Origin of the sequence: Duganella sp. BJB1802 (assembly GCF_013369445.1) — a bacterium.
In the GTDB taxonomy this organism is placed as follows: domain Bacteria; phylum Pseudomonadota; class Gammaproteobacteria; order Burkholderiales; family Burkholderiaceae_D; genus Rugamonas; species Rugamonas vulcania_A.
Genome location: NZ_JABWEF010000009.1, coordinates 206,073 through 227,461 on the forward strand (window position 1 = coordinate 206,073; position 21,389 = coordinate 227,461).

Sequence of the window (21,389 nt, forward strand, 5' to 3'; positions counted from 1 at the left end):
AAATAAAAAAACGGCACCCGAAGGTGCCGTTTTTATTTGCGGGACTAAAAGCTGAATTATGCTTCGCCGTCGTGCGGAATAACCGATTCGGTCGTTTCCACATCGCTGCTGGACATCGAGGCTTTCTCGGCCAGCAGCAGGGCTTGACGCTCTTCCACTTCCCACTGCTCTTTCTCTTTGCGAGCGCGGTGGAATGCCAGACCGGTGCCGCCTGGAATCAGACGACCAACGATGACGTTTTCTTTCAGACCACGCAGACCATCGCGCTTGCCCATAATCGCGGCTTCGGTCAGAACGCGGGTGGTTTCCTGGAACGATGCGGCCGAGATAAACGAATCGGTCGACAGCGATGCCTTGGTAATACCCAGCAGAACGTTTTCGTAGGTTGCAGGGATCTTATTCTCTGCAATTACGCGATCGTTTTCATCCAGCAGTTCCGAACGCTCAACCTGCTCGCCAACGATATAGTTGGTGTCGCCGGCATTAACGATCTGAACGCGACGCAGCATCTGACGCACAATTACTTCAATGTGCTTGTCGTTAATCTTCACGCCCTGCAGACGGTACACGTCCTGCACTTCGTCAACGATATAACGCGCCAGCGCTTCGATACCCAGCAGACGCAGAATGTCTTGTGGATCGGCAGGGCCGTCGACAATCATCTCGCCTTTGTTCACCACCTGGCCGTCGTGGACCAGCACTTGCTTGTCCTTGGTGATCAGGAACTCGTGCTTGTTGCCGTCCATGTCCGTGATTTCCAGACGCTGCTTACCCTTGGTTTCTTTACCGAAGGCAACAGTACCGGTGACTTCCGCCAGCATACCTGCGTCTTTTGGCGAACGTGCTTCGAACAGCTCGGCAACGCGCGGCAGACCACCGGTAATATCGCGAGTCTTCTGCGATTCGGTCGGGATACGCGCCAGCACTTCACCGACGGACACTGCCTGGCCATCCTTCACCATGATCAGCGCGCCGACCTGGAAGCCGATCGCCACAGCGTGTTCGGTGCCGGCGATCTTCACTTCGTGACCATCTTCGTTCAACAGTTTTACCTGTGGACGCAGGGTCTTGGTCAGCGAGCCGCGACGCTTGGCATCGATTACCACCAGGGTCGACAGACCGGTCACTTCGTCCACCTGACGGGCAACGGTCACGCCTTCTTCGACGTTCTCGAAACGCACCGTACCGGCGTACTCGGTGATGATCGGACGGGTCAGCGGATCCCAGGTCGCCAGGGCCGTGCCGGCCTTGATGACCATGCCGTCCTTGACGATCAGGGTCGCGCCGTACGGCACCTTGTGACGCTCGCGCTCACGGCCGTGGTCGTCGGTGATCAGCACTTCGCCCGAACGGGAAATGACGATTTGCGCGCCCTTGCCGTTGGTGACGTAACGCATGGTCGAGGTGAAGCGGATAGTACCGTTCGACTTCGCTTCCACCGACGATGCCACTGCCGCACGCGACGCCGCACCACCGATGTGGAAGGTACGCATGGTCAGCTGGGTACCTGGTTCACCGATCGACTGCGCTGCGACCACACCGACGGCTTCGCCAGCGTTGACCAGCATGCCGCGGCCCAAATCGCGACCGTAGCACTTGGCGCACAGGCCGAAGCGCGTGTCGCAAGTCAGCGGAGTGCGAACCTTGACTTCGTCGATCGACAGACGCTCGATCTCTTCGACCATGTCCTCGTCCATCAGCGTGCCGGCTTCGTACAGCGTAGCCTGGGTCTCTGGGTTGACGACGTCGTTGACCACCACGCGGCCGAGGATACGGTCGCGCAGCGCTTCGATCACTTCACCACCCTCGACCATCGCCTTCATCAGCGTGCCGTTAGAGGTGCCGCAGTCGTCTTCGATCACAACCAGATCCTGGGTCACGTCGACCAGACGGCGGGTCAGGTAACCCGAGTTCGCGGTCTTCAGTGCCGTATCCGCCAGACCTTTACGAGCGCCGTGGGTCGAGATGAAGTACTGCAACACGTTCAGGCCTTCGCGGAAGTTCGCGGTAATCGGCGTTTCGATAATCGAACCGTCCGGTTTCGCCATCAGACCACGCATACCTGCCAGCTGGCGAATCTGCGCCGCGGAACCGCGGGCGCCCGAGTCGGCCATCATGTAAATCGCGTTGAAGGATTCCTGGGTGGACTTGGTGCCGTCACGCTTGATGACGTCTTCCACTTTCAGTTGGTCCATCATGGCCTTGCCGACTTCATCGGAGGTCTTGCCCCAGATGTCGACCACCTTGTTGTAACGTTCGCCGGCGGTGACCAGACCCGAAGCGTACTGCTGCTCGATCTGCTTGACTTCGGACTCGGCGGCCGAAATCAGGGTCACTTTCTGAGGCGGTACCAGCATGTCGTCCACGCAGATCGAAATACCGGCGCGGGTCGCCAGGCGGAAGCCCGACTGCATCAGCTGGTCGGCAAACACCACCGTCGCGCGCAGGCCGCACTTACGGAAGGACGTGTTGATCAGCTTGGAAATCTCTTTCTTCTTCAGCGCGCGGTTCAGCACGGAGAATGGCAGGCCTTTCGGCAGGATTTCCGACAGGATGGCGCGGCCGACCGTGGTCTCGTAACGGGTCACGGTGCGAACGAATTCGCCCGTCGCTGGATCTTTTGGATTCTCAACGATACGTACGGTGATACGGGTGGTCAGTTCCACTTCCTTGTTGTCGTAGGCACGGATGACTTCCGACACGTCGGGGAACAGCATGCCTTCGTTCTTGGCGTTGATCGCTTCGCGGGTCGCGTAGTACAGACCCAGCACGATATCCTGCGAAGGAACGATCGACGGTTCGCCGTTCGACGGGAACAGGATGTTGTTCGAAGCCAGCATCAGCGTGCGGGCTTCCATCTGCGCTTCGATCGACAGCGGAACGTGAACTGCCATCTGGTCACCGTCGAAGTCGGCGTTGAATGCCGCGCAGACCAGTGGGTGCAGTTGGATCGCTTTACCTTCGATCAGAACCGGTTCGAAAGCCTGGATACCCAGACGGTGCAGCGTAGGCGCACGGTTCAGCATGATCGGGTGTTCGCGGATCACGTCTTCCAGGATGTCCCAGACGACCGGTTCCTGGATCTCGACCAGCTTCTTGGCGGCCTTGATCGTGGTAGCCAGGCCCATCAGTTCCAGCTTGTTGAAGATGAACGGCTTGAACAGTTCCAGCGCCATCAGCTTCGGCAGACCGCACTGGTGCAGTTTCAGCTGCGGACCCACCACGATGACCGAACGGCCCGAGTAGTCGACGCGCTTACCCAGCAAGTTCTGACGGAAGCGGCCGCCCTTACCCTTGATCATCTCAGCCAGCGATTTCAGCGGACGCTTGTTGGCGCCGGTCATCGCTTTGCCGCGACGGCCATTGTCCAGCAGCGAGTCGACCGCTTCCTGCAGCATGCGCTTTTCGTTGCGCGTGATGATCTCTGGAGCGCGCAGCTCCATCAGGCGTTTCAGACGGTTGTTACGGTTGATCACGCGGCGATACAGATCGTTCAGATCCGAGGTCGCGAAACGGCCGCCGTCCAGCGGGACCAGCGGACGCAGTTCCGGCGGCAGCACCGGCAGCACTTCCATGATCATCCACTCAGGCTTGATGCCCGAACGCTGGAACGCTTCCAGCACTTTCAGACGCTTGGCGTATTTCTTGATCTTGGCTTCGGACTTCGATTCCTTCAGTTCCACGCGCAGGGTCTCGGCATCGCGGTGGATGTCGATCGAGCGCAGCAGTTCGCGGATACCTTCAGCGCCCATGAAGGCGGTGAAGTCGTCGCCGTACTCTTCGTACTTGGCGGCGTAGTCGTCTTCCGACATGATCTGGCACTTCTTCAGCGGGGTCATGCCTGGATCGGTCACCACGTATGCTTCGAAGTACAGCACGCGTTCGATGTCCCGCAGGGTCATGTCCAGCACCATGCCCAGACGGGATGGCAGCGACTTCAGGAACCAGATGTGGGCGGTCGGCGAGGCCAGCTCGATGTGGCCCATGCGCTCGCGGCGCACCTTGGCCAGCGTGACTTCGACGCCGCACTTCTCGCAGATCACGCCGCGGTGTTTCAGGCGCTTGTACTTGCCGCACAGGCATTCGTAGTCCTTGATCGGGCCAAAGATCTTGGCGCAGAACAGACCGTCGCGCTCAGGCTTGAAGGTGCGGTAGTTGATGGTTTCCGGCTTTTTAACTTCGCCGTAGGACCACGAACGGATTTTTTCAGGCGAAGCGAGACCGATCTTGATCGCGTCAAAGGTCTCGTTCGTCTGTACTTGCTTGAATAAATCGAGCAGTGCTTTCATGTATCACTCCAGGTAGTGATGAATTCTTTAAACTGCCCCGCCGGCAACGACCGGCGGGGCCCGTGCTTGATGTCTTAGTTGCGTTCCAGGTCGATATCGATACCCAGGGAACGGATCTCTTTCACCAGCACGTTGAACGATTCCGGCATACCGGCGTCGATCACGTGGTCGCCCTTGACCAGGTTCTCGTACACTTTGGTACGGCCGTTCACGTCATCCGACTTAACGGTCAACATCTCTTGCAGCACATACGATGCGCCGTATGCTTCCAGTGCCCACACCTCCATCTCACCGAAGCGCTGGCCGCCGAACTGGGCTTTACCGCCCAGTGGCTGCTGCGTCACCAGCGAGTATGGACCGGTCGAACGCGCGTGCATCTTGTCGTCGACCAAGTGGTGCAGCTTCAGCATGTGCATCACGCCGACGGTGACCTTGCGCTCGAACGCTTCGCCGGTGCGGCCGTCGTACATCGTGACCTGATTCTTCGACGGGGTCATGCCCAGCTTGGCGGCGATGTCGTCCGGGTAGGCCAGGTCCAGCATGCGGCGGATTTCCGACTCGTGCGCGCCGTCGAACACCGGCGTGGCGAACGGAACACCCTTCTTCAGGTTGTTCGCCAGCTTCATGATCTCTTCGTCGTCGAACTGGTCCAGATCTTCCGGACGGCCATTTTCGTTGTAGATCACGGTCAGATACTTGCGCATCTCTTCGGCTTTGGTGTGCACGGCCAGCATTTCGCCGATACGGATACCCAGGCCCTTCGCTGCCCAACCCAGGTGGGTCTCGAGAATCTGACCCACGTTCATACGGGAAGGAACACCCAGCGGGTTCAGCACCACGTCGGCCGGCGTACCGTCGGCCATGTATGGCATGTCTTCCACCGGCACGATACGGGAAACCACACCCTTGTTACCGTGACGACCCGCCATCTTGTCGCCCGACTGCAGGCGGCGCTTGACAGCCAGGTAGACCTTGACCATCTTCTGCACGCCAGGTTGCAGTTCATCGCCCTGGGTCAGCTTCTTGCGCTTCTCTTCGAAGGCCAGGTCGAACTGGTGGCGCTTCTCGTTGATCGATTCCTTGATCGCTTCCAGCGCGGTGGCCGATGCGTCTTCCGCCGGGCGGATGTCGAACCAGTGGTACTTGTCCAGATCAGCCAGGTATTCCTTGGTGATCTTGGCGCCCTTGGCCAGCTTCTTCGGACCGCCGTTGACGACTTGGCCGATCAGCATTTTTTCCAGACGCTGGAAGGCATCGCCTTCCACAATACGCATCTGGTCGTTCAGGTCCAGGCGGAAACGCTTCAGTTCATCGTCGATGATCTGTTGCGCGCGCTTGTCGCGAACGATGCCTTCACGGGTGAAGACCTGGACGTCGATCACGGTGCCGATCATGCCCGATGGCACGCGCAGCGAGGTGTCTTTGACGTCCGATGCCTTCTCGCCGAAGATCGCGCGCAGCAGCTTCTCTTCCGGGGTCAGCTGGGTTTCGCCTTTAGGCGTTACCTTGCCGACCAGGGTGTCGCCCGCTTGCACTTCCGCGCCGATGTAGACGATACCGGACTCATCCAGACGAGCCAGCTGGTTCTCAGCCAGGTTCGAGATGTCGCGGGTGATTTCTTCCGCGCCCAGCTTGGTATCGCGTGCCACGACGGACAGCTCTTCGATGTGGATCGAGGTGTAGCGGTCGTCCTTGACGACGTTTTCCGAGATCAGGATCGAATCCTCGAAGTTCAGACCATTCCATGGCATGAAGGCCACGGTCATGTTCTGGCCCAGAGCCAATTCACCCAGGTCGGTCGATGCGCCGTCGGCGATCACGTCGCGCTTGGCCACACGGTCGCCCACCTTGACGATAGGACGCTGGTTGATGTTGGTGTTCTGGTTCGAACGGGTGTACTTGATCAGGTTGTAGATGTCGACACCGACTTCGCCGGCGGTTGCTTCGTCATCGTTCACGCGGATCACGACACGGCCCGCATCGATGTAGTCGACGATACCGCCGCGCAGTGCCTGCACGGTGGTGCCCGAGTCGACTGCCACGGTGCGTTCGATACCGGTACCGACCAGTGCTTTTTCTGGGCGCAGGCAAGGAACTGCCTGACGCTGCATGTTGGCACCCATCAATGCGCGGTTCGCATCATCGTGTTCGAGGAACGGAATCAGCGATGCCGCCACCGAAACGATCTGGCCCGGCGCCACGTCCATGTACTGGATGCGCTCTGGGGACACCAGGATGGTTTCGCCGGCTTCACGGGCCGAGACCAGCTCGTCGCTCAGCATGCCGTTCTTGTCGATGGTCGCATTCGCCTGGGCGATGATGTAGCGGCCTTCTTCAATGGCGGACAGGTAGTCGATCTGGTCGGTGATCTTGGAGCCTTCGACCTTGCGGTACGGGGTTTCCAGGAAGCCGTATTCATTCAGGCGGGCGTACAGCGCCAGCGAGTTGATCAGACCGATGTTCGGGCCTTCAGGCGTCTCGATCGGGCACACGCGGCCGTAGTGGGTCGGGTGCACGTCTCGTACTTCGAAGCCTGCGCGTTCGCGGGTCAGACCGCCAGGGCCCAGGGCGGAGACACGGCGTTTGTGCGTGATTTCCGACAGCGGGTTGGTCTGGTCCATAAACTGCGACAGCTGCGACGAACCGAAGAACTCGCGGATTGCGGCCGAGATCGGCTTCGAGTTGATCAGGTCGTGCGGCATCAGGTTGTCCGCTTCGGCCTGGCCGAGGCGTTCCTTGACGGCGCGCTCAACGCGCACCAGGCCGGCGCGGAACTGGTTCTCCGCCAGTTCGCCGACGCAACGTACGCGACGGTTGCCCAGGTGATCGATATCGTCGACTTCGCCGCGGCCATTGCGCAGTTCCACCAGGATCTTGATCACGGCCAGCACGTCTTCGTTCGACAGCGTCATGGCGCCGGTCAGTTCATCGCGGCCGATGCGGCGGTTGAACTTCATGCGGCCCACGGCCGACAGGTCGTAACGGTCGGCGCTGTAGAACAGGCCGTTGAACAGCGCTTCGACGGAGTCTTCCGTTGGCGGTTCGCCAGGACGCATCATGCGGTAGATCGCGACACGGGCGGCCATCTGGTCGGCGGTGTCGTCGATGCGCAGGGTTTGCGAAATGTAGGCGCCCTGGTCCAGGTCGTTGGTGTACAAGGTCTGGATTTCGGAGATGTTGGCTTCGCGCAGGCGGCCCAACACGTCTTCGGTCAGCTCATCGTTGGCGGACGCGACAACTTCGCCGGTCTCCGGATCGACGATGTTCTTGGCCAGCACGCGGCCCAGCAGGTAGTCTTCCGGCACGGAGATGTGCTTGATGCCGTTCGATTCGATATCGCGCACGTGCTTGGCGTTGATGCGCTTATCCTTCAGGACCAGCGTTTTGCCTTCCTTGTTGACGATGTCGAAACGCGCGACTTCGCCACGCAGGCGCTCGGCGACGAATTCCATTTCCGCGCCTTCGGAGCGCAGGTTGAAATTGTCGAACACGAAGAAGTTCGCCAGGATCTGCTCGTGCGACATGCCGATCGCTTTCAGCAGGATCGTCACTGGCATCTTACGGCGGCGGTCGACGCGGAAGAACAGGATGTCTTTCGGGTCGAACTCGAAGTCCAGCCACGAACCGCGGTAAGGAATGATACGCGCGGAGAACAGCAGCTTGCCCGACGAGTGGGTCTTGCCGCGGTCGTGCTCGAAGAACACGCCAGGGGAGCGATGCAGCTGCGAAACGATAACGCGCTCGGTACCATTGATCACGAACGAACCGGTGGTGGTCATCAGGGGCAGTTCGCCCATGTAGACTTCCTGTTCCTTCATCTCTTTGACAACCGGCTTGGTCGGCGATTCCTTGTCCAGGATCACCAGGCGCACCTTGGCGCGCAGCGGCGACGCGAACGTCAGGCCACGCAGTTGGCATTCCTTGACGTCAAAGGCGGGGTCGCCCAGGACGTACGACAGGAATTCGAGACGCGCAAAGCCATTGTGCGAAACGATAGGGAAAATCGAGGTAAAGGCCGACTGCAGGCCGTCGTTCTTGCGTGTCGACGGTGCTACGTCTTCTTGCAAGAAACTATGGTAGGACTCGAGCTGGGTAGCCAGCAGGAACGGAACGTGGTGAACGTTGGCGCGCTTCGCGAATGATTTGCGAATGCGTTTCTTCTCAGTAAATGAGTAGTGCATGGACACTCCGTGAGTGACAGAAAGGATAAAAAATTCAGGTTTTGCCAGTGCACTATTAGCCACTTCAGCAACAAGATCGGCTGCATGTCACACAGACGAAACCTGAAACTTCTACCATTTCCAGCTGATTCGATAAAACTGCGGCGTTGGACAAACGCTACAAATACGACGAGGACGACAAAGGAGCCAAAGCCGGATTTCCTCCCTTTCAGAAGGAAATCCGCAGCTTTGGCTCGAGGCGCTAACTAGCCGCCGTACAACTTGATTACTTCAGGTCGGCCTTGGCGCCAGCTTCTTCCAGCTTCTTCTTAGCGGCTTCAGCGTCAGCTTTCGACAGGGCTTCTTTAACGGTCTTAGGAGCGCCATCAACCACGTCTTTGGCTTCTTTCAGGCCCAGACCGGTGATTTCGCGAACTGCTTTAATAACGCCAACTTTGTTTGCGCCGACTTCGGTCAGAACAACGTTGAACTCGGTTTGCTCTTCAACTGCAGCAGCAGCTGCGCCGCCAGCTGCTGGAGCAGCCATTGCAGCGGCCGAAACGCCGAATTTTTCTTCGAAAGCTTTGACCAGTTCGTTCAGGTCCATTACGGACATTTCGCTAACTGCGTTCAGGATGTCGTCTTTGCTAATTGCCATTTGAAACTCCAATAATTTTTTGATTCGTTAATACATCAGATTGGTACTTGAGAAAAAAACCGGCTGCGGCTATTAAGCTGCGGCTGGGGCTTCTTCTGCGGCCACTTCGGCAACAGCTGGAGCACCTTCGGATTTTTTCGCTGCCAGAGCAGCCAGACCACGTGCAAAGCCCGACACCGGAGCCAGCATAACGCCCAACAACTGCGAGATGAGAACTTCACGGCTAGGAATGCTCGCCAACGCTGCAACAGCTGCTTTATCCAGCTGCTTGCCTGCGTAGTTACCTGCGGTGATGACCAGTTTGTCGTTGGTTTTAGCGAAGTCAGCGATGACTTTAGCTGCTGCAACGGCATCGTCCGAGATCGAGTAGATCAGGGGACCGGTCATGCTGTCTGCCAGGCTGGCGAACTGCGTGCCTTCGACGGAGCGACGAGCGAGGGTGTTTTTCAACACTCGCAGGTACACGCCTTGAGCGCGCGCTTTGGCACGAAGTTGCGTCAAGTGAGCAACCTGGATGCCACGATATTCGGCCACGACGATAGTTTGCGCAGTTGCTACTTTTGCGGAAACTTCGGCGACAACGGCCTTTTTGTCATTCAGATTGAGACCCACGGTCAACCTCCTTAAATGATGACGGGCAAACTGCCTGCCATCGGTTCGAACAACGGCGTCCGAGGTTTAGGAGTCCAATGGACTACGAAACTTGATCGGGTACACCATCTGCGTTGGGTGAAAAATTCAATTAACCGGTTGCCTGCCTGATGCACCCGGCCCAACGGTCTTTGATTGCCTGGCCGCCGCTGCAAGCAACGGCGACCAGCCCAAAGAACTGCCCCGCGCCTTGCAGCACAGGGACTTAAACTTTTAAAACTTAGGCAGCCAGGGTAGCCTGGTCAACACGGACGCCAGCGCCCATGGTCGACGACAGCGATACCTTGCGCAGGTAAACACCCTTGCTGGTGGCTGGCTTGGCTTTGTTCAGTGCGTCGATCAGGGCAACCAGGTTGCTCTTCAGATCTGCGTCAGCGAACGATTTGCGGCCGATGGTCGCGTGGATGATACCGGCTTTGTCGGTACGGTACTGAACTTGACCGGCTTTCGCGTTTTTCACGGCGGTAGCGACGTCAGGGGTTACGGTGCCGACTTTCGGGTTAGGCATCAGGCCACGTGGGCCCAGGATCTGACCCAGGGTACCAACGATACGCATGGTGTCTGGCGAAGCGATGACGATGTCGAAAGGCATGTCGCCGGCTTTGACGCGCTCGGCCAGGTCTTCCATACCAACGACGTCGGCGCCGGCTGCTTTAGCCTGCTCTGCTTTTTCGCCCGAAGCGAACACAGCAACGCGAACGGTCTTGCCGGTGCCGGCTGGCAGCACGACGGAACCGCGAACGACCTGGTCCGACTTCTTAGGATCCACACCCAGCTGTACCGACACGTCGATCGATTCGTTGAACTTGGCGGTAGCCAGTTCTTTGATCAGAGCGACTGCGTTGTCGAATGCGTAGGTTTTGGTGCTATCAACTTTGGCTTTGATAGCTTTAGCGCGTTTGGACAGTTTTGCCATGATTACAGACCTTCCACCGTGATGCCCATCGAACGTGCGGAACCAGCGATGGTGCGTACAGCGGCATCCATGTCGGCAGCGGTCAGATCTGGGGTTTTCAATTTAGCGATTTCTTCAGCTTGAGCGCGGGTCAGCTTGCCGACTTTGTCGGTGTGTGGCTTGGCCGAACCTTTAACAACGCCCGAGTGCTTCTTGATCAGGAAGGTTGCTGGTGGGGTCTTCATCACGAAGGTGAAGGACTTGTCAGCGAACGCGGTGATCACGACTGGGATAGGCATGCCTGGTTCCATACCTTGGGTCTGCGCGTTGAACGCCTTGCAGAATTCCATGATGTTCAGACCGCGTTGACCCAGAGCTGGACCGATCGGTGGGGATGGGTTTGCTTTACCAGCTGGCACTTGCAGCTTGATAAAACCAATGATTTTCTTTGCCATGATGGCTCCTATCTTGGATATGAGTAGTAGCGCCCCACCATGCGCAATTGCAGGGCGGGGCTCCTCTTTGCCAGATTTGTCAGGTTTTTACACCGTCGCCCGTTCTGGCGAACGGTCCTGCTTATACTTTTTCTACCTGGCCGAACTCAAGTTCCACCGGAGTGGCGCGGCCGAAAATGGTGACCGAGACGCGCACTTTGGATTTTTCGTAATTGACTTCTTCGACATTGCCGTTGAAATCGGTGAACGGGCCATCCTTGATGCGGACTTGCTCGCCCACTTCGTACAGCACTTTTGGCCGTGGCTTCTCGACACCCTCTTGCATCTGCTGCATGATCTTGTCGATCTCGCGCGCTGGAATCGGGGTCGGCTTGTTCGATTTGCCGCCGATGAAGCCGGTCACCTTGTTGGTGTTCTTCACCAGGTGCCAGGTTTCGTCGGTCATTTCCATCTCGACCAGCACATAGCCAGGGAAGAAACGACGCTCGGTGACGGACTTTTGACCGTTGCGGACTTCAACCACTTCTTCGGTCGGCACCAGGATCTGGCCGAACTGGTCCTGCATGCCCGCGCGCTCGACGCGCTCCATCAGGGCGCGCTGGACGCTTTTTTCCATGCCGGAGTATGCGTGTACAACATACCAGCGCTTATTGCTGACAGGTACGCTGATTGGCGCTGCGCCAGCATCTTGTGCCGGAACTTCGCCCGGCACCTCGTCTTGCACATTTTCGCTCATTATTTTCGTATACCCAGAATGACGTCGTACAACAGGAACTCGAGTGTCTTATCCGTGCCCCACAGGAACAGCGCCATCACCAGCACGAAGGCAAACACGATGCCCGTGATCTGGGTAGCTTCGCGACGAGTAGGCCAGACGACCTTTTTCGTTTCGCGTACGGCTTCTTTGGCGAAATTCAGGAATTCACGGCCAGTCGTCGAGGTCCACAAGAGCAGAACGGCAAAAGCCAAACCAGCTACAAGTGCGCCTGCGCGTACGAGAGCTGGTTTGTCTGACAGGTAATAAAACCCGACCACACCTGCGATTGCAACGGCTATTGCCAGAGCAACCTTAATCTTGTCATTCGACGTGCTGACGGTCTGCACGGATTGATTTGACATTTATATTTACTTTCGGTGCCCTGCACCTGAAAACGGTGGCAGGGACGGAGGGCATCGAACCCCCAACCTTCGGTTTTGGAGACCGACGCTCTGCCAATTGAGCTACGTCCCTACGTAAAACTACAAAGGATATCGATTATACCACCAGAGACGCCCCTGGTGGTACGACCTTATTCCTTAAGCGATGATCTTCGCTACAACACCTGCACCAACGGTACGGCCACCTTCGCGGATTGCGAAGCGCAGACCTTCTTCCATCGCGATCGGGTTGATCAGCTTGACGGTGATCGACACGTTATCGCCTGGCATAACCATTTCTTTGTCCGCTGGCAGTTCGATCGAACCGGTCACGTCAGTCGTACGGAAGTAGAACTGTGGACGATAGTTGTTGAAGAACGGGGTGTGACGGCCGCCTTCGTCTTTCGACAGAACATAGATCTCGCCGGTGAAGTGGTTGTGTGGCTTGATCGAGCCTGGCTTGGCCAGAACTTGACCACGTTCCACGTCTTCACGCTTGGTGCCGCGCAGCAGCAGACCAACGTTGTCGCCAGCTTGACCCTGGTCCAGCAGCTTGCGGAACATTTCCACGCCGGTGCAGGTGGTCTTGACGGTGTCTTTGATGCCGACGATTTCGATCTCTTCGCCGACCTTGATGATGCCGCGCTCGATACGACCGGTCACAACGGTGCCGCGACCCGAGATCGAGAACACGTCTTCCACTGGCATCAGGAAGGCGCCGTCCACTGCGCGCTCTGGCGTAGGGATGTAGCTGTCCAGTGCTTCGGCCAGGGCCATGATGGCCTGCTCGCCCATTGGGCCGGTGTCGCCGTCCAGCGCCATACGGGCCGAACCTTTAACGATCGGCAGGTCGTCGCCTGGGAAGTCGTACTTCGACAGCAACTCGCGCACTTCCATTTCAACCAGTTCCAGCAGTTCTGCGTCGTCGACCAGGTCGCACTTGTTCAGGAACACGATGATGTATGGAACGCCAACTTGACGGGCCAGCAGGATGTGCTCGCGGGTCTGTGGCATTGGGCCGTCGGCTGCGGAGCAAACCAGGATCGCGCCGTCCATCTGTGCCGCGCCGGTGATCATGTTTTTGATGTAGTCGGCGTGGCCTGGGCAGTCAACGTGAGCGTAGTGACGGCCAGCGGTTTCGTATTCGACGTGAGCGGTGTTGATGGTGATGCCGCGTGCTTTTTCTTCTGGAGCAGCATCGATCTGGTCGTATGCTTTAGCTTCGCCGCCGAATTTCTTCGACAGAACAGTTGCGATCGCAGCGGTCAGGGTGGTCTTGCCGTGGTCGACGTGGCCGATGGTGCCGACGTTAACGTGCGGCTTGGTCCGCTCGAATTTCTCTTTTGCCATTTTAGACTCCTAACGATTTGGTGTGATTGCCTGGGCGTACGCCCGACTGTCTTTGATAGTGCTGCGTATTAAATATGCTGCCGGTGCTGCGGGATACTGCGAATTCTGGTGCCCTTGACGTGGATTGAACACGTGGCCTCTCCCTTACCAAGGGAGTGCTCTACCACTGAGCTACAAGGGCTTATGGGGTACATCTGCATTGCAACAACACTGGAGCGGGTGAAGGGAATCGAACCCTCGTCGTAAGCTTGGAAGGCTTCTGCTCTACCATTGAGCTACACCCGCGAGGATTGTTCAATTCTTACTTCATCTACTTGCGTCACCCAGTCTTCTTGCAAAAACTTGGTGGAGGGGGCTGGATTCGAACCAGCGTACTCGAAAGAACAGATTTACAGTCTGTCGCCTTTAACCACTCGGCCACCCCTCCGCGAGGAACCGCAGAGTATGAAGCAACTTCTTCGACCTGTCAACCCTGCATCGCGTTTTTTACTGCCTATTTCACGCTGTGCGGATGAACCGTCTGCTTCGGGGCGAGATTTTAACTGCACCAACTGCAAATGTGCAAGTGTTGTTTTTACGTTCAACGAAATCCTATACAATCGCCTGACGATACTGAGACCTGGAGCCCCGCAGTTGAACAACCGTAGCGGTAGTTTGCGCAGCCTGGTGCTGGCCAATCTGGGCCTGTTGGCCTGTTATTTCGTCGCCGGCCGCCTCGGCCTGCTGTTGGCGCTGCCGCCCGGCTACGCCTCGCCGATCTTCCTGCCCGCCGGCCTGGCGCTGGCCAGCTGCGTGATCGGCGGCGCCCGCCTGTTGCCGGCCGTGGCGCTCGGCTCGCTGGCGGTCAACCTGGTCTATCCCTTCCTCAGCCCCGGCGGCGTCAGCGCCACGGCATTCGCCGGCGCCTGCTTCCCGGCGCTGGGTGCCCTGCTGCAGGCCTGGGCCGGCAGCGCCCTGTTCCGCCGCTATATCGACCCGGCCATCGGTTCCGGCCGCGACGTGGTGCGCTTCGTCATGCTGGCGGCCGGCGTCACCGTCATCAACAGCACCGTCGCGCTGACCGGCATGACCCTGCTCGGCATCCTCAGCTGGGACACCGTCGCGCTCGACTGGCTGGCCTGGTGGATGGGCGACACCATCGGCATCCTGCTGGCCGCGCCGCTGACCTGGATCGTCATCGGCCGCCCGCGCGCGCTGTGGTCGCGCCGGCGCCTGCTGGTCGGCCTGCCGCTGCTGCTGTCGGCGGGCGCCTTCATCGCCATCTACCTGCAGGCCGACCGCTGGGAAAACAACCAGCAGATGCAGACCTTCCGCCTCAAGGCGCAACAGACCGGCGACCTGCTGCAGGCCCAGTTCAGCGAGCACGAACGCTTCGTCTACGCAATGGCCAAGGCCCTCAACGATCCGCGCCGCACCCTCAACGCCGAGGACTTCGGCAACCTGGCGCACGGCTACCTCGACCAGCGCCCCGAGCTGCTGTCGATGGCCTGGCTGACGCCGGTGGCCGGCGGCGAGCGCGCCGCCTTCGAGGCCTGGGGCCGGGCCCAGGTGGCGCCCGACTTCGCGATCCGCGAACGCGCCGCCGGCGACACCCTGGTGGTGGCCGCCCCGCGCCCGCGCTACTTCGCCGCCACCTACATCGAGCCGGCCAACAACCGCCTGTTCCAGGGGCTGGACTTCCTGTCCGATCCGCCGCGCCGCGCCGCGCTGGAACGCGCCATCCAGTCCGGCCAGCCCACCGCCACCGAGCCGCTGCAGCTGATCGGCGGCCCGGCCAACGCCGGCCTGCTACTGCTGCAGACGGTTTACCCCAACAACAACCGCCACCAGGCCATCGGCTCGCTGCTGATCTCGATGCAGTTCGACGCCTACCTGGACCAGGCGCTCAAGCGCTCCGAGTTCGGCCACTTCCTGATGCGCTTCGAGGACATGGACGACGACGGCCCGCGCCGCGCGGTGCGCGACAGCCTGGGCCGCGCCGCCGGGCCGGGCGACTTCCAGCGCCAGCTGCACTTCGGCGGCCGCATCTACGAGCTGACGCTGGCGCCGACGCCGGAATACCTGCGCCAGCAGCGCGGCTGGCAGAGCTGGACGGTGCTGACCTGCGGCCTGCTGCTGACCGGCCTGCTGGGCACGCTGATGATGCTGATCAGCGGCGAGCGCGCCCGCATCCAGGCCCAGGTCAAGGACAGCACCTCGCGCCTGCGCGAGCGCGAAGCGCGCCTGCAGGCCATCCTCAACAAGGCGGCCGACGCCATCCTCACCATCGACGGCGACGGCCTGCTGATGTCGGCCAACGCCGCCGCCGGCCGCCTGTTCGGCTACGCGCCGGAGAACATGACGGCGCTGCCGCTGGACCGCCTGATCCCGGTCGGCGTGGGCGAGGCCGCCGGGCTGGACGCGGCCGGCCTGCTGCGCATGATCGCCTGCGGCGTCACCCACGAATACGAGCTGACCGGCTGGCGCAGCGACGGCAACGAGTTCCCGCTGGCGATGTCGGTGAGCGAGGTGGAGCTGCCCGACGAGCACCTGTTCGTCGCCATCCTGCACGACCTGACCGCGCAGCAGATGGCGCAGGAGCGCATCCACCGGCTGGCCCACCACGACACCCTGACCGGCCTGGACAACCGCCTGTCGCTCAACCTGCGGCTCGACCAGCTGCTGGCCCAGACCCGCCGCGCGGGCGGCGCGGCGGCCGTGCTGTTCATCGACCTCGACCACTTCAAGAAGATCAACGACACCCACGGCCACCAGACCGGCGACCTGCTGCTGGTGGCCGTGGCCCAGCGCCTGCAGGAGCTGCTGCGCGAGGTCGACACCATCGCCCGCCTGGGCGGCGACGAGTTCATCGTGGTCACCTCCGGCAGCGTGACGCCGGACGAGGCCTCCAACATCGCGGTACGCATCGTCGAGTCGCTGGGCGCGCCCTACCACCTGGAGGGCAAGACCGTGCACAGCGGCGCCAGCGTGGGCGTCGCCATGTTCCCGTCCGACGGCGAGGACGGCAGCACCCTGCTGCGCCACGCCGACACCGCCATGTACGCGGCCAAGAGCCAGGGCCGCGGCAACTTCCAGTTCTTCTCGGCCGAGATGAACAGCGCCACCCACGAGCGCCTGATGCTGGAGAACCGCCTGTGGCAGGCGCTCGAGCACAACGAGTTCGAGCTGTACCTGCAGCCGCAGGTCGAGCTGGCGAGCGGACGCATCATCGGCGCCGAGGCGCTGCTGCGCTGGCACCATCCGGAGCTGGGCATGGTGGGGCCGGACCGCTTCATCCCGATCGCCGAGGAGTCCGGCCTGATCCTGCCGCTGGGCGACTGGGTGCTGCAGCGCGCCGGCCGGCTGCTGGCCTCGTGGCGCGCGCCGGGGCTGGCGCACCTGCGGCTGGCGGTCAACCTGTCGGCGCGCCAGTGCCACGGCGCCGGCCTGCTGCCGCTGCTGGACCGCCTGCTGGCCGCGCACGGCATCGACCCGGCCCTGCTGGAGCTGGAGATCACCGAGTCGGCCGCGATGCAGGATCCCGAGCGCAGCCGCGCGCTGCTGGTCGAGCTGCGCTCGCGCGGCATCAAGGTAGCGATCGACGACTTCGGCACCGGCTATTCCTCGCTGAGCTACCTGAAGCTGTTCGAGATCGACCGCATCAAGATCGACCGCGGCTTCGTCAAGGATATCGAGAGCGATCCGGACGACGCCGTGATCGTGGCCGCCACCATCGCGCTGGCGCACTCGCTGGGGCTGGGCGTGGTGGCCGAGGGCGTCGAGACGCTGGCCCAGCGCGACTTCCTCAGCGCCAAGCAGTGCGACGAAGCGCAGGGCTATCTGTACGCGCGGCCGATGCCGGTGGCGCAGTTCGAGGCCATGGTGCGCAGCGAGAGCGCCGACGCCGCGTAGGGCGCGACACTCAGGAGCCCGGGGTCAGCGCCACCAGCACCTGGCCCTTGAGGGCGCGGATCAGCGAGGTCTCGTCGGGCGGCACGCCCTCCGGCGCCGGCAGCGCGCGGTCCGCGTAGAACAGGCCCAGCTGCACCGAGTTGACCACCAGCGGCAGCACGATGAAGCTGCGCGCGTCCGGCAGCAGCCTGCGGTGCCACTCCGGCAGCAGCGCGCGGATCTTGGGCGCGCTGGCGTCGGCGATCATCAGGTCGGCGTTGTTCTGCATCGCCAGGTGGAACAGGTCGTCGCCGGCGGCGGACGGAAACACGAAGCCGGCCTGGCGCTCCGCGTGGCGCTCGCCGAACGCCACGCGCGCCCGGTACTGGCCGCTGCGCACGTCCTTCAGGCACACGGTGGCGAAGCGGAAGCCCATGCCGCGGTACAGCGTCTCCAGCACCGCCTGGATGATGTCGTTGACCTTGCCGTGGCCGCCCGCGCGCATCTGCGTCACCTCCTGCACCCCGGCCAGCAGCAACTCGCGCGCGTTGTGCGGCTTGCCGCTCGGATGGCTGCCCTGCGGCGCCTCGCCCGCGCCCATCGCCGCCTGCGCCAGCACGCCCGGCAGGCCGGGGCCGCCGTCGTCGGGGTCGGCCTGCACGCCCATCTGCAGGCTCTCCAGCAGGCTGTCCATGTCGCGCGAAACGGTCGCGAACAGCTGCGCCAGGCGGTCCTGGTCCAGGTTGAGCGCGGCACCGTAGCGCTGCTCCAGCGCCCTGCCCTCGGCGCTGTCGGCGCCCAGGCGGCGCGCCAGCAGCCGCGCCGTCTCCATGCTGAACGACACCACCTGCCGCATCCACTCCTGGCGGCCGGCGGCCGGCTTGCACGGCCCCGGCGGCAGCGGCGCCAGCGCGCGCACGATCACGTCCGGGATCTTCCACTCGTGCAGGATGGCGGCCGACAGGCTGTCGTAGCTGCAGCCGAGCACCTGCAGCGCGGCCTGCGCCTCGGTCACCTTGCCGGCCGCCGCCAGCACGCCGATCTCGCGGAACAGCGCGTGCTCGTGCGAGGCCACCACCAGCGCGCCGATGTTCTTGAACAGCGCGCCGATGGCCGCCTCCTCGGCGCCCTGGTAGACGCTCAGGCGCGCCATCTCGCGGCCCACCAGGCTGGCGCACAGCGCCGCCTCCAGCTCGATGCGTACGCTGTGCGCGTGGCGGCTGTTGGCCAGCGTGTCGACCAGCAGCATGGCCATGGCCGTGGTCTTGACGTTGTCGAAGCCGAGCAGGGAGATCGCGCGCGAGATGGTGGTGACGGCGGTGCCGCCGGCGGCGCGGTAGGTCGGCGTGTTGGCCAGCCGCAGCACCTTCTGCGTCAGCGCCACGTCCGACAGCACGTAGTAGGCCAGGCTCTGCGTGCCCTGGTCGTCGGAATCGGCCAGCTGCACCACCCGCGCCACCGAAGCGCCCAGCGCGAACATGCCCTCGTCGCCGCTGAGCTTTTTCAGCAGCGCGCCGCGCACCGGGCGCTGCTCGCTGTCGGACGGATGCGGATTCGATGGCATGACTTGCTCCTGGCGTCCGGCCGCGCGCCCGCGCCGACGCGGCCTAGTCCGGCGTGTGGCCGATGGTGGGGTCGCGCTCGATCAGTTCCAGCAGCGCGGCCACGACCTCGGGGTCGAACTGCTTGCCGGCGCGCTCGGTGATGTAGGTCATCACCTCGGTGTGCGGCCATGGATCCTTGTACGGCCGCTCGTGCAGCAGCGAGTCGAACACGTCGACCACGGCGACGATGCGGGCCGACACCGGGATCGCGCGCCCGGCCAGCTGGTTGGGATAGCCGTTGCCGTCGAAATGCTCGTGGTGGCCGCCGGCGATCTCGGCGCCGTAGGTCAGGTAGCTGACGCCGTCGACCATGTTGGCGGCGCGCTCCAGAATGGAACGGCCGACCGCCGCGTGGGTCTGCATCTGGGCCCGTTCCTCGGGCGTGTGGATGCCCGGCTTGAGCAGGATGTGGTCCGGCGTGGCGACCTTGCCGACGTCGTGCAGGATGCTGGCCAGGCCGATCATCTCCAGCAGCTGCGGCGTGAGCTCGTCGGCGTACACGCCGCGCGCGGCCATCCGCTGGGCCAGCGCGGTCGACAGCATCTGCACCCGCCGCACATGGCCACCGGTGCCGCTGTCGCGGAACTCGGCCAGGTCGGCCAGCGCCACCACGGTGGCCTCCTGCGCCTTGCGCAGCTGGCCGAACATGTACAGGTTGTCGAACGCGGCGGCGATGCGCTGGCAGAACACCTCCAGCAGGTCGCGCTGGATCTGCGCCAGCGGCCACGGCGGCGTGACCGAGATGGCCACCTCGCGGTTTTCCTGCGTGTGGATGAACAGCACGTTGGCCGGATGCTCGAACTGGCTTTTCTTTTCCGCGAAGGCCTTGGCGATGGTCGGCCACAGCGGATGGCTGACCGGCATCAGCTCGGACTCGCCCAGCGCCGCGTAGCCGCCGGTGGCCGCCACCACGCTGGTGACGCCGGTGTCGCCCTGCATCAGGCACAGCACGCCATCGGCGCCGACGTCGAGGATGGCGCTGACCTGGTTCAGCACGCCCGAGGCGAACTCGCGCAGAGAATGGATCTGGTACAGGTTGGTGGCGCCGGCCAGGATCTTGCCCAGGCCGATGCGGCTGCGCTCGAGCATGTTCAGGCTCTCGTACGCGCGCAGCGCCGAGATCACCGTGGTGAACAGCTTCTGCGTGGTCAGCTCGGTCTTGGCCTTGTAGTCGTTGATGTCGTATTCGATGATCACGCGCTGCTCGGGCGCCTGGCCCGGCTGGCCGGTGCGCAGCACCACGCGCACGATGGCGTTGTGCAGCTCCTCGCGGATGCGGCGCGCCAGCAGCAGGCCGGCGTCGTCGGTTTCCATCACCACGTCCAGCAGCACCAGCGCGATGTCGGGCGTGTCGCGCAGGAACTCGTAGGCCTCGCGCCCGCTGTAGGCGGAGAACAGCTCCAGCTCGCGGCCCTTGAAGGAGACGTTGCGCAGCGCCAGCCGCGTGACCGCGTGCACGTCGACGTCGTCGTCAACGATGAGCACCCGCCACAGGCGCTGTTCCGGCGACCCCGTTCCGTCAACCGGCGCCGGCTCCTCGTCCTCCTGGATCAGCCAGTTGTCGTCTGCGGCGTTGGAATCGGTCATCACATCTCCTGGCGCTAAGCCCGTGGCTGTCTTAGGCCTAGCATAATCAGATTCCCCCCCTGTGACAACCCCCTTCGGAATTGATAGCAACAGGCGTGCGTTTTTCGCCCGTGCCGTGCTTTGCCGCGCTCGTCAGCGGGCCGCGAACCTGATACGCTAGCGCCGTCATTGTAAGGATTGCGGCGCGGTCGCCGACCAAGGCGATATCGCGATCAGATCAATATTTCAAGGACCACCATCATGCAAGAAAACGCATCGGACATCGCCGGACGCGAGTTCCTCGCCTTCACCCTCGGCGCCGAGGAGTACGGCATCGACATCCTCAAGGTGCAGGAGATCCGCGGCTACGAGGCGGTCACCCGCATCGCCAACGCGCCCGAGTTCATCAAGGGCGTGATCAACCTGCGCGGCATCATCATCCCGGTGGTCGACATGCGCATCAAGTTCAAGCTCGGCGAGCCGGTGTACGACCAGTTCACCGTGGTCATCATCCTCAACATCGGCGGGCGCGTGGTGGGCATGGTGGTGGACTCGGTGTCGGACGTGACCACGCTCATGCCCGACCAGGTCAAGCCGGCGCCGGAAATGGGCACGGCCTTCAACTCCGACTACATGATCGGCCTGGGCACCATCGACGAGCGCATGCTGATCCTGGTCGACATCGACAAGCTGATGTCGAGCGCCGAGATGGGCCTGACCGACGTCGTCGCCGCCAACTGAACCCTACCCAAGC

At 61.8% G+C, this 21,389-nt stretch carries 13 protein-coding genes and 4 tRNA genes; 2 read left to right on the forward strand and 15 right to left on the reverse strand.

Going from position 1 to position 21,389, the window contains the following annotated elements:
* Nucleotides 1-56 precede the first annotated feature (56 nt).
* The 13 genes from rpoC to HUX88_RS16355 form a co-directional block, all read right to left on the reverse strand.
* Nucleotides 57-4,289: a DNA-directed RNA polymerase subunit beta' gene (rpoC, locus tag HUX88_RS16295; RefSeq protein WP_117012695.1), complete on the reverse strand. Its 4,233-nt coding sequence runs from the start codon at nt 4,287-4,289 to the stop codon at nt 57-59.
* A 74-nt stretch (nt 4,290-4,363) separates the two neighbouring features.
* Entirely contained in the window at nt 4,364-8,470 is a 4,107-nt protein-coding gene (rpoB, locus tag HUX88_RS16300; protein ID WP_176362441.1) for a DNA-directed RNA polymerase subunit beta, read from the reverse strand.
* Nucleotides 8,471-8,735: 265 nt separating this feature from the next.
* On the reverse strand, nt 8,736-9,107 hold the full coding sequence (gene rplL / locus HUX88_RS16305; protein ID WP_117012784.1) for a 50S ribosomal protein L7/L12: 372 nt from the start codon (nt 9,105-9,107) through the stop codon (nt 8,736-8,738).
* A 72-nt stretch (nt 9,108-9,179) separates the two neighbouring features.
* Nucleotides 9,180-9,719 carry a 50S ribosomal protein L10 gene (gene rplJ / locus HUX88_RS16310; RefSeq protein WP_026334850.1) on the reverse strand — a complete coding sequence of 180 codons (540 nt, stop codon included), beginning with the start codon at nt 9,717-9,719 and terminating at the stop codon, nt 9,180-9,182.
* A 259-nt stretch (nt 9,720-9,978) separates the two neighbouring features.
* Complete coding sequence (gene rplA, locus HUX88_RS16315; RefSeq protein ID WP_117012693.1) at nt 9,979-10,674, reverse strand: 50S ribosomal protein L1; 696 nt, start codon at nt 10,672-10,674, stop codon at nt 9,979-9,981.
* 2 nt (nt 10,675-10,676) lie between these two features.
* Nucleotides 10,677-11,108 carry a 50S ribosomal protein L11 gene (rplK, locus tag HUX88_RS16320; protein ID WP_117012692.1) on the reverse strand — a complete coding sequence of 144 codons (432 nt, stop codon included), beginning with the start codon at nt 11,106-11,108 and terminating at the stop codon, nt 10,677-10,679.
* Nucleotides 11,109-11,229: 121 nt separating this feature from the next.
* On the reverse strand, nt 11,230-11,844 hold the full coding sequence (gene nusG / locus HUX88_RS16325; protein ID WP_117012691.1) for a transcription termination/antitermination protein NusG: 615 nt from the start codon (nt 11,842-11,844) through the stop codon (nt 11,230-11,232).
* On the reverse strand, nt 11,844-12,227 hold the full coding sequence (secE, locus tag HUX88_RS16330; protein ID WP_008444107.1) for a preprotein translocase subunit SecE: 384 nt from the start codon (nt 12,225-12,227) through the stop codon (nt 11,844-11,846). The genes nusG and secE overlap by 1 nt, the downstream gene beginning before the upstream one ends.
* A 36-nt stretch (nt 12,228-12,263) precedes the next feature.
* Nucleotides 12,264-12,339: transfer RNA gene (locus HUX88_RS16335), tRNA-Trp, on the reverse strand.
* A 65-nt stretch (nt 12,340-12,404) separates the two neighbouring features.
* Nucleotides 12,405-13,595, reverse strand: a complete 1,191-nt coding sequence (gene tuf / locus HUX88_RS16340; RefSeq protein WP_117012690.1) for an elongation factor Tu — start codon at nt 13,593-13,595, stop codon at nt 12,405-12,407.
* 106 nt (nt 13,596-13,701) lie between these two features.
* A tRNA-Thr gene (locus tag HUX88_RS16345) sits at nt 13,702-13,776 on the reverse strand.
* Between the two features lie 30 nt (nt 13,777-13,806).
* Nucleotides 13,807-13,880 (reverse strand) — tRNA-Gly (locus HUX88_RS16350).
* Nucleotides 13,881-13,938: 58 nt separating this feature from the next.
* A tRNA-Tyr gene (locus HUX88_RS16355) sits at nt 13,939-14,022 on the reverse strand.
* 206 nt (nt 14,023-14,228) lie between these two features.
* Here HUX88_RS16355 and HUX88_RS16360 point away from each other — a divergent pair.
* Complete coding sequence (locus tag HUX88_RS16360) at nt 14,229-17,486, forward strand: EAL domain-containing protein (RefSeq protein ID WP_176362442.1); 3,258 nt, start codon at nt 14,229-14,231, stop codon at nt 17,484-17,486.
* Between the two features lie 10 nt (nt 17,487-17,496).
* Here the strand turns inward: HUX88_RS16360 and HUX88_RS16365 are convergent, their stop codons facing one another.
* On the reverse strand, nt 17,497-19,029 hold the full coding sequence (locus HUX88_RS16365; RefSeq protein ID WP_176362443.1) for an HDOD domain-containing protein: 1,533 nt from the start codon (nt 19,027-19,029) through the stop codon (nt 17,497-17,499).
* A gap of 43 nt (nt 19,030-19,072) precedes the next feature.
* Entirely contained in the window at nt 19,073-20,656 is a 1,584-nt protein-coding gene (locus HUX88_RS16370; RefSeq protein ID WP_176362444.1) for a DUF3369 domain-containing protein, read from the reverse strand.
* 240 nt (nt 20,657-20,896) lie between these two features.
* Here HUX88_RS16370 and HUX88_RS16375 point away from each other — a divergent pair, with 240 nt between their 5' ends.
* Nucleotides 20,897-21,376, forward strand: a complete 480-nt coding sequence (locus HUX88_RS16375) for a chemotaxis protein CheW (RefSeq protein ID WP_117012686.1) — start codon at nt 20,897-20,899, stop codon at nt 21,374-21,376.
* Nucleotides 21,377-21,389 lie beyond the last annotated feature (13 nt).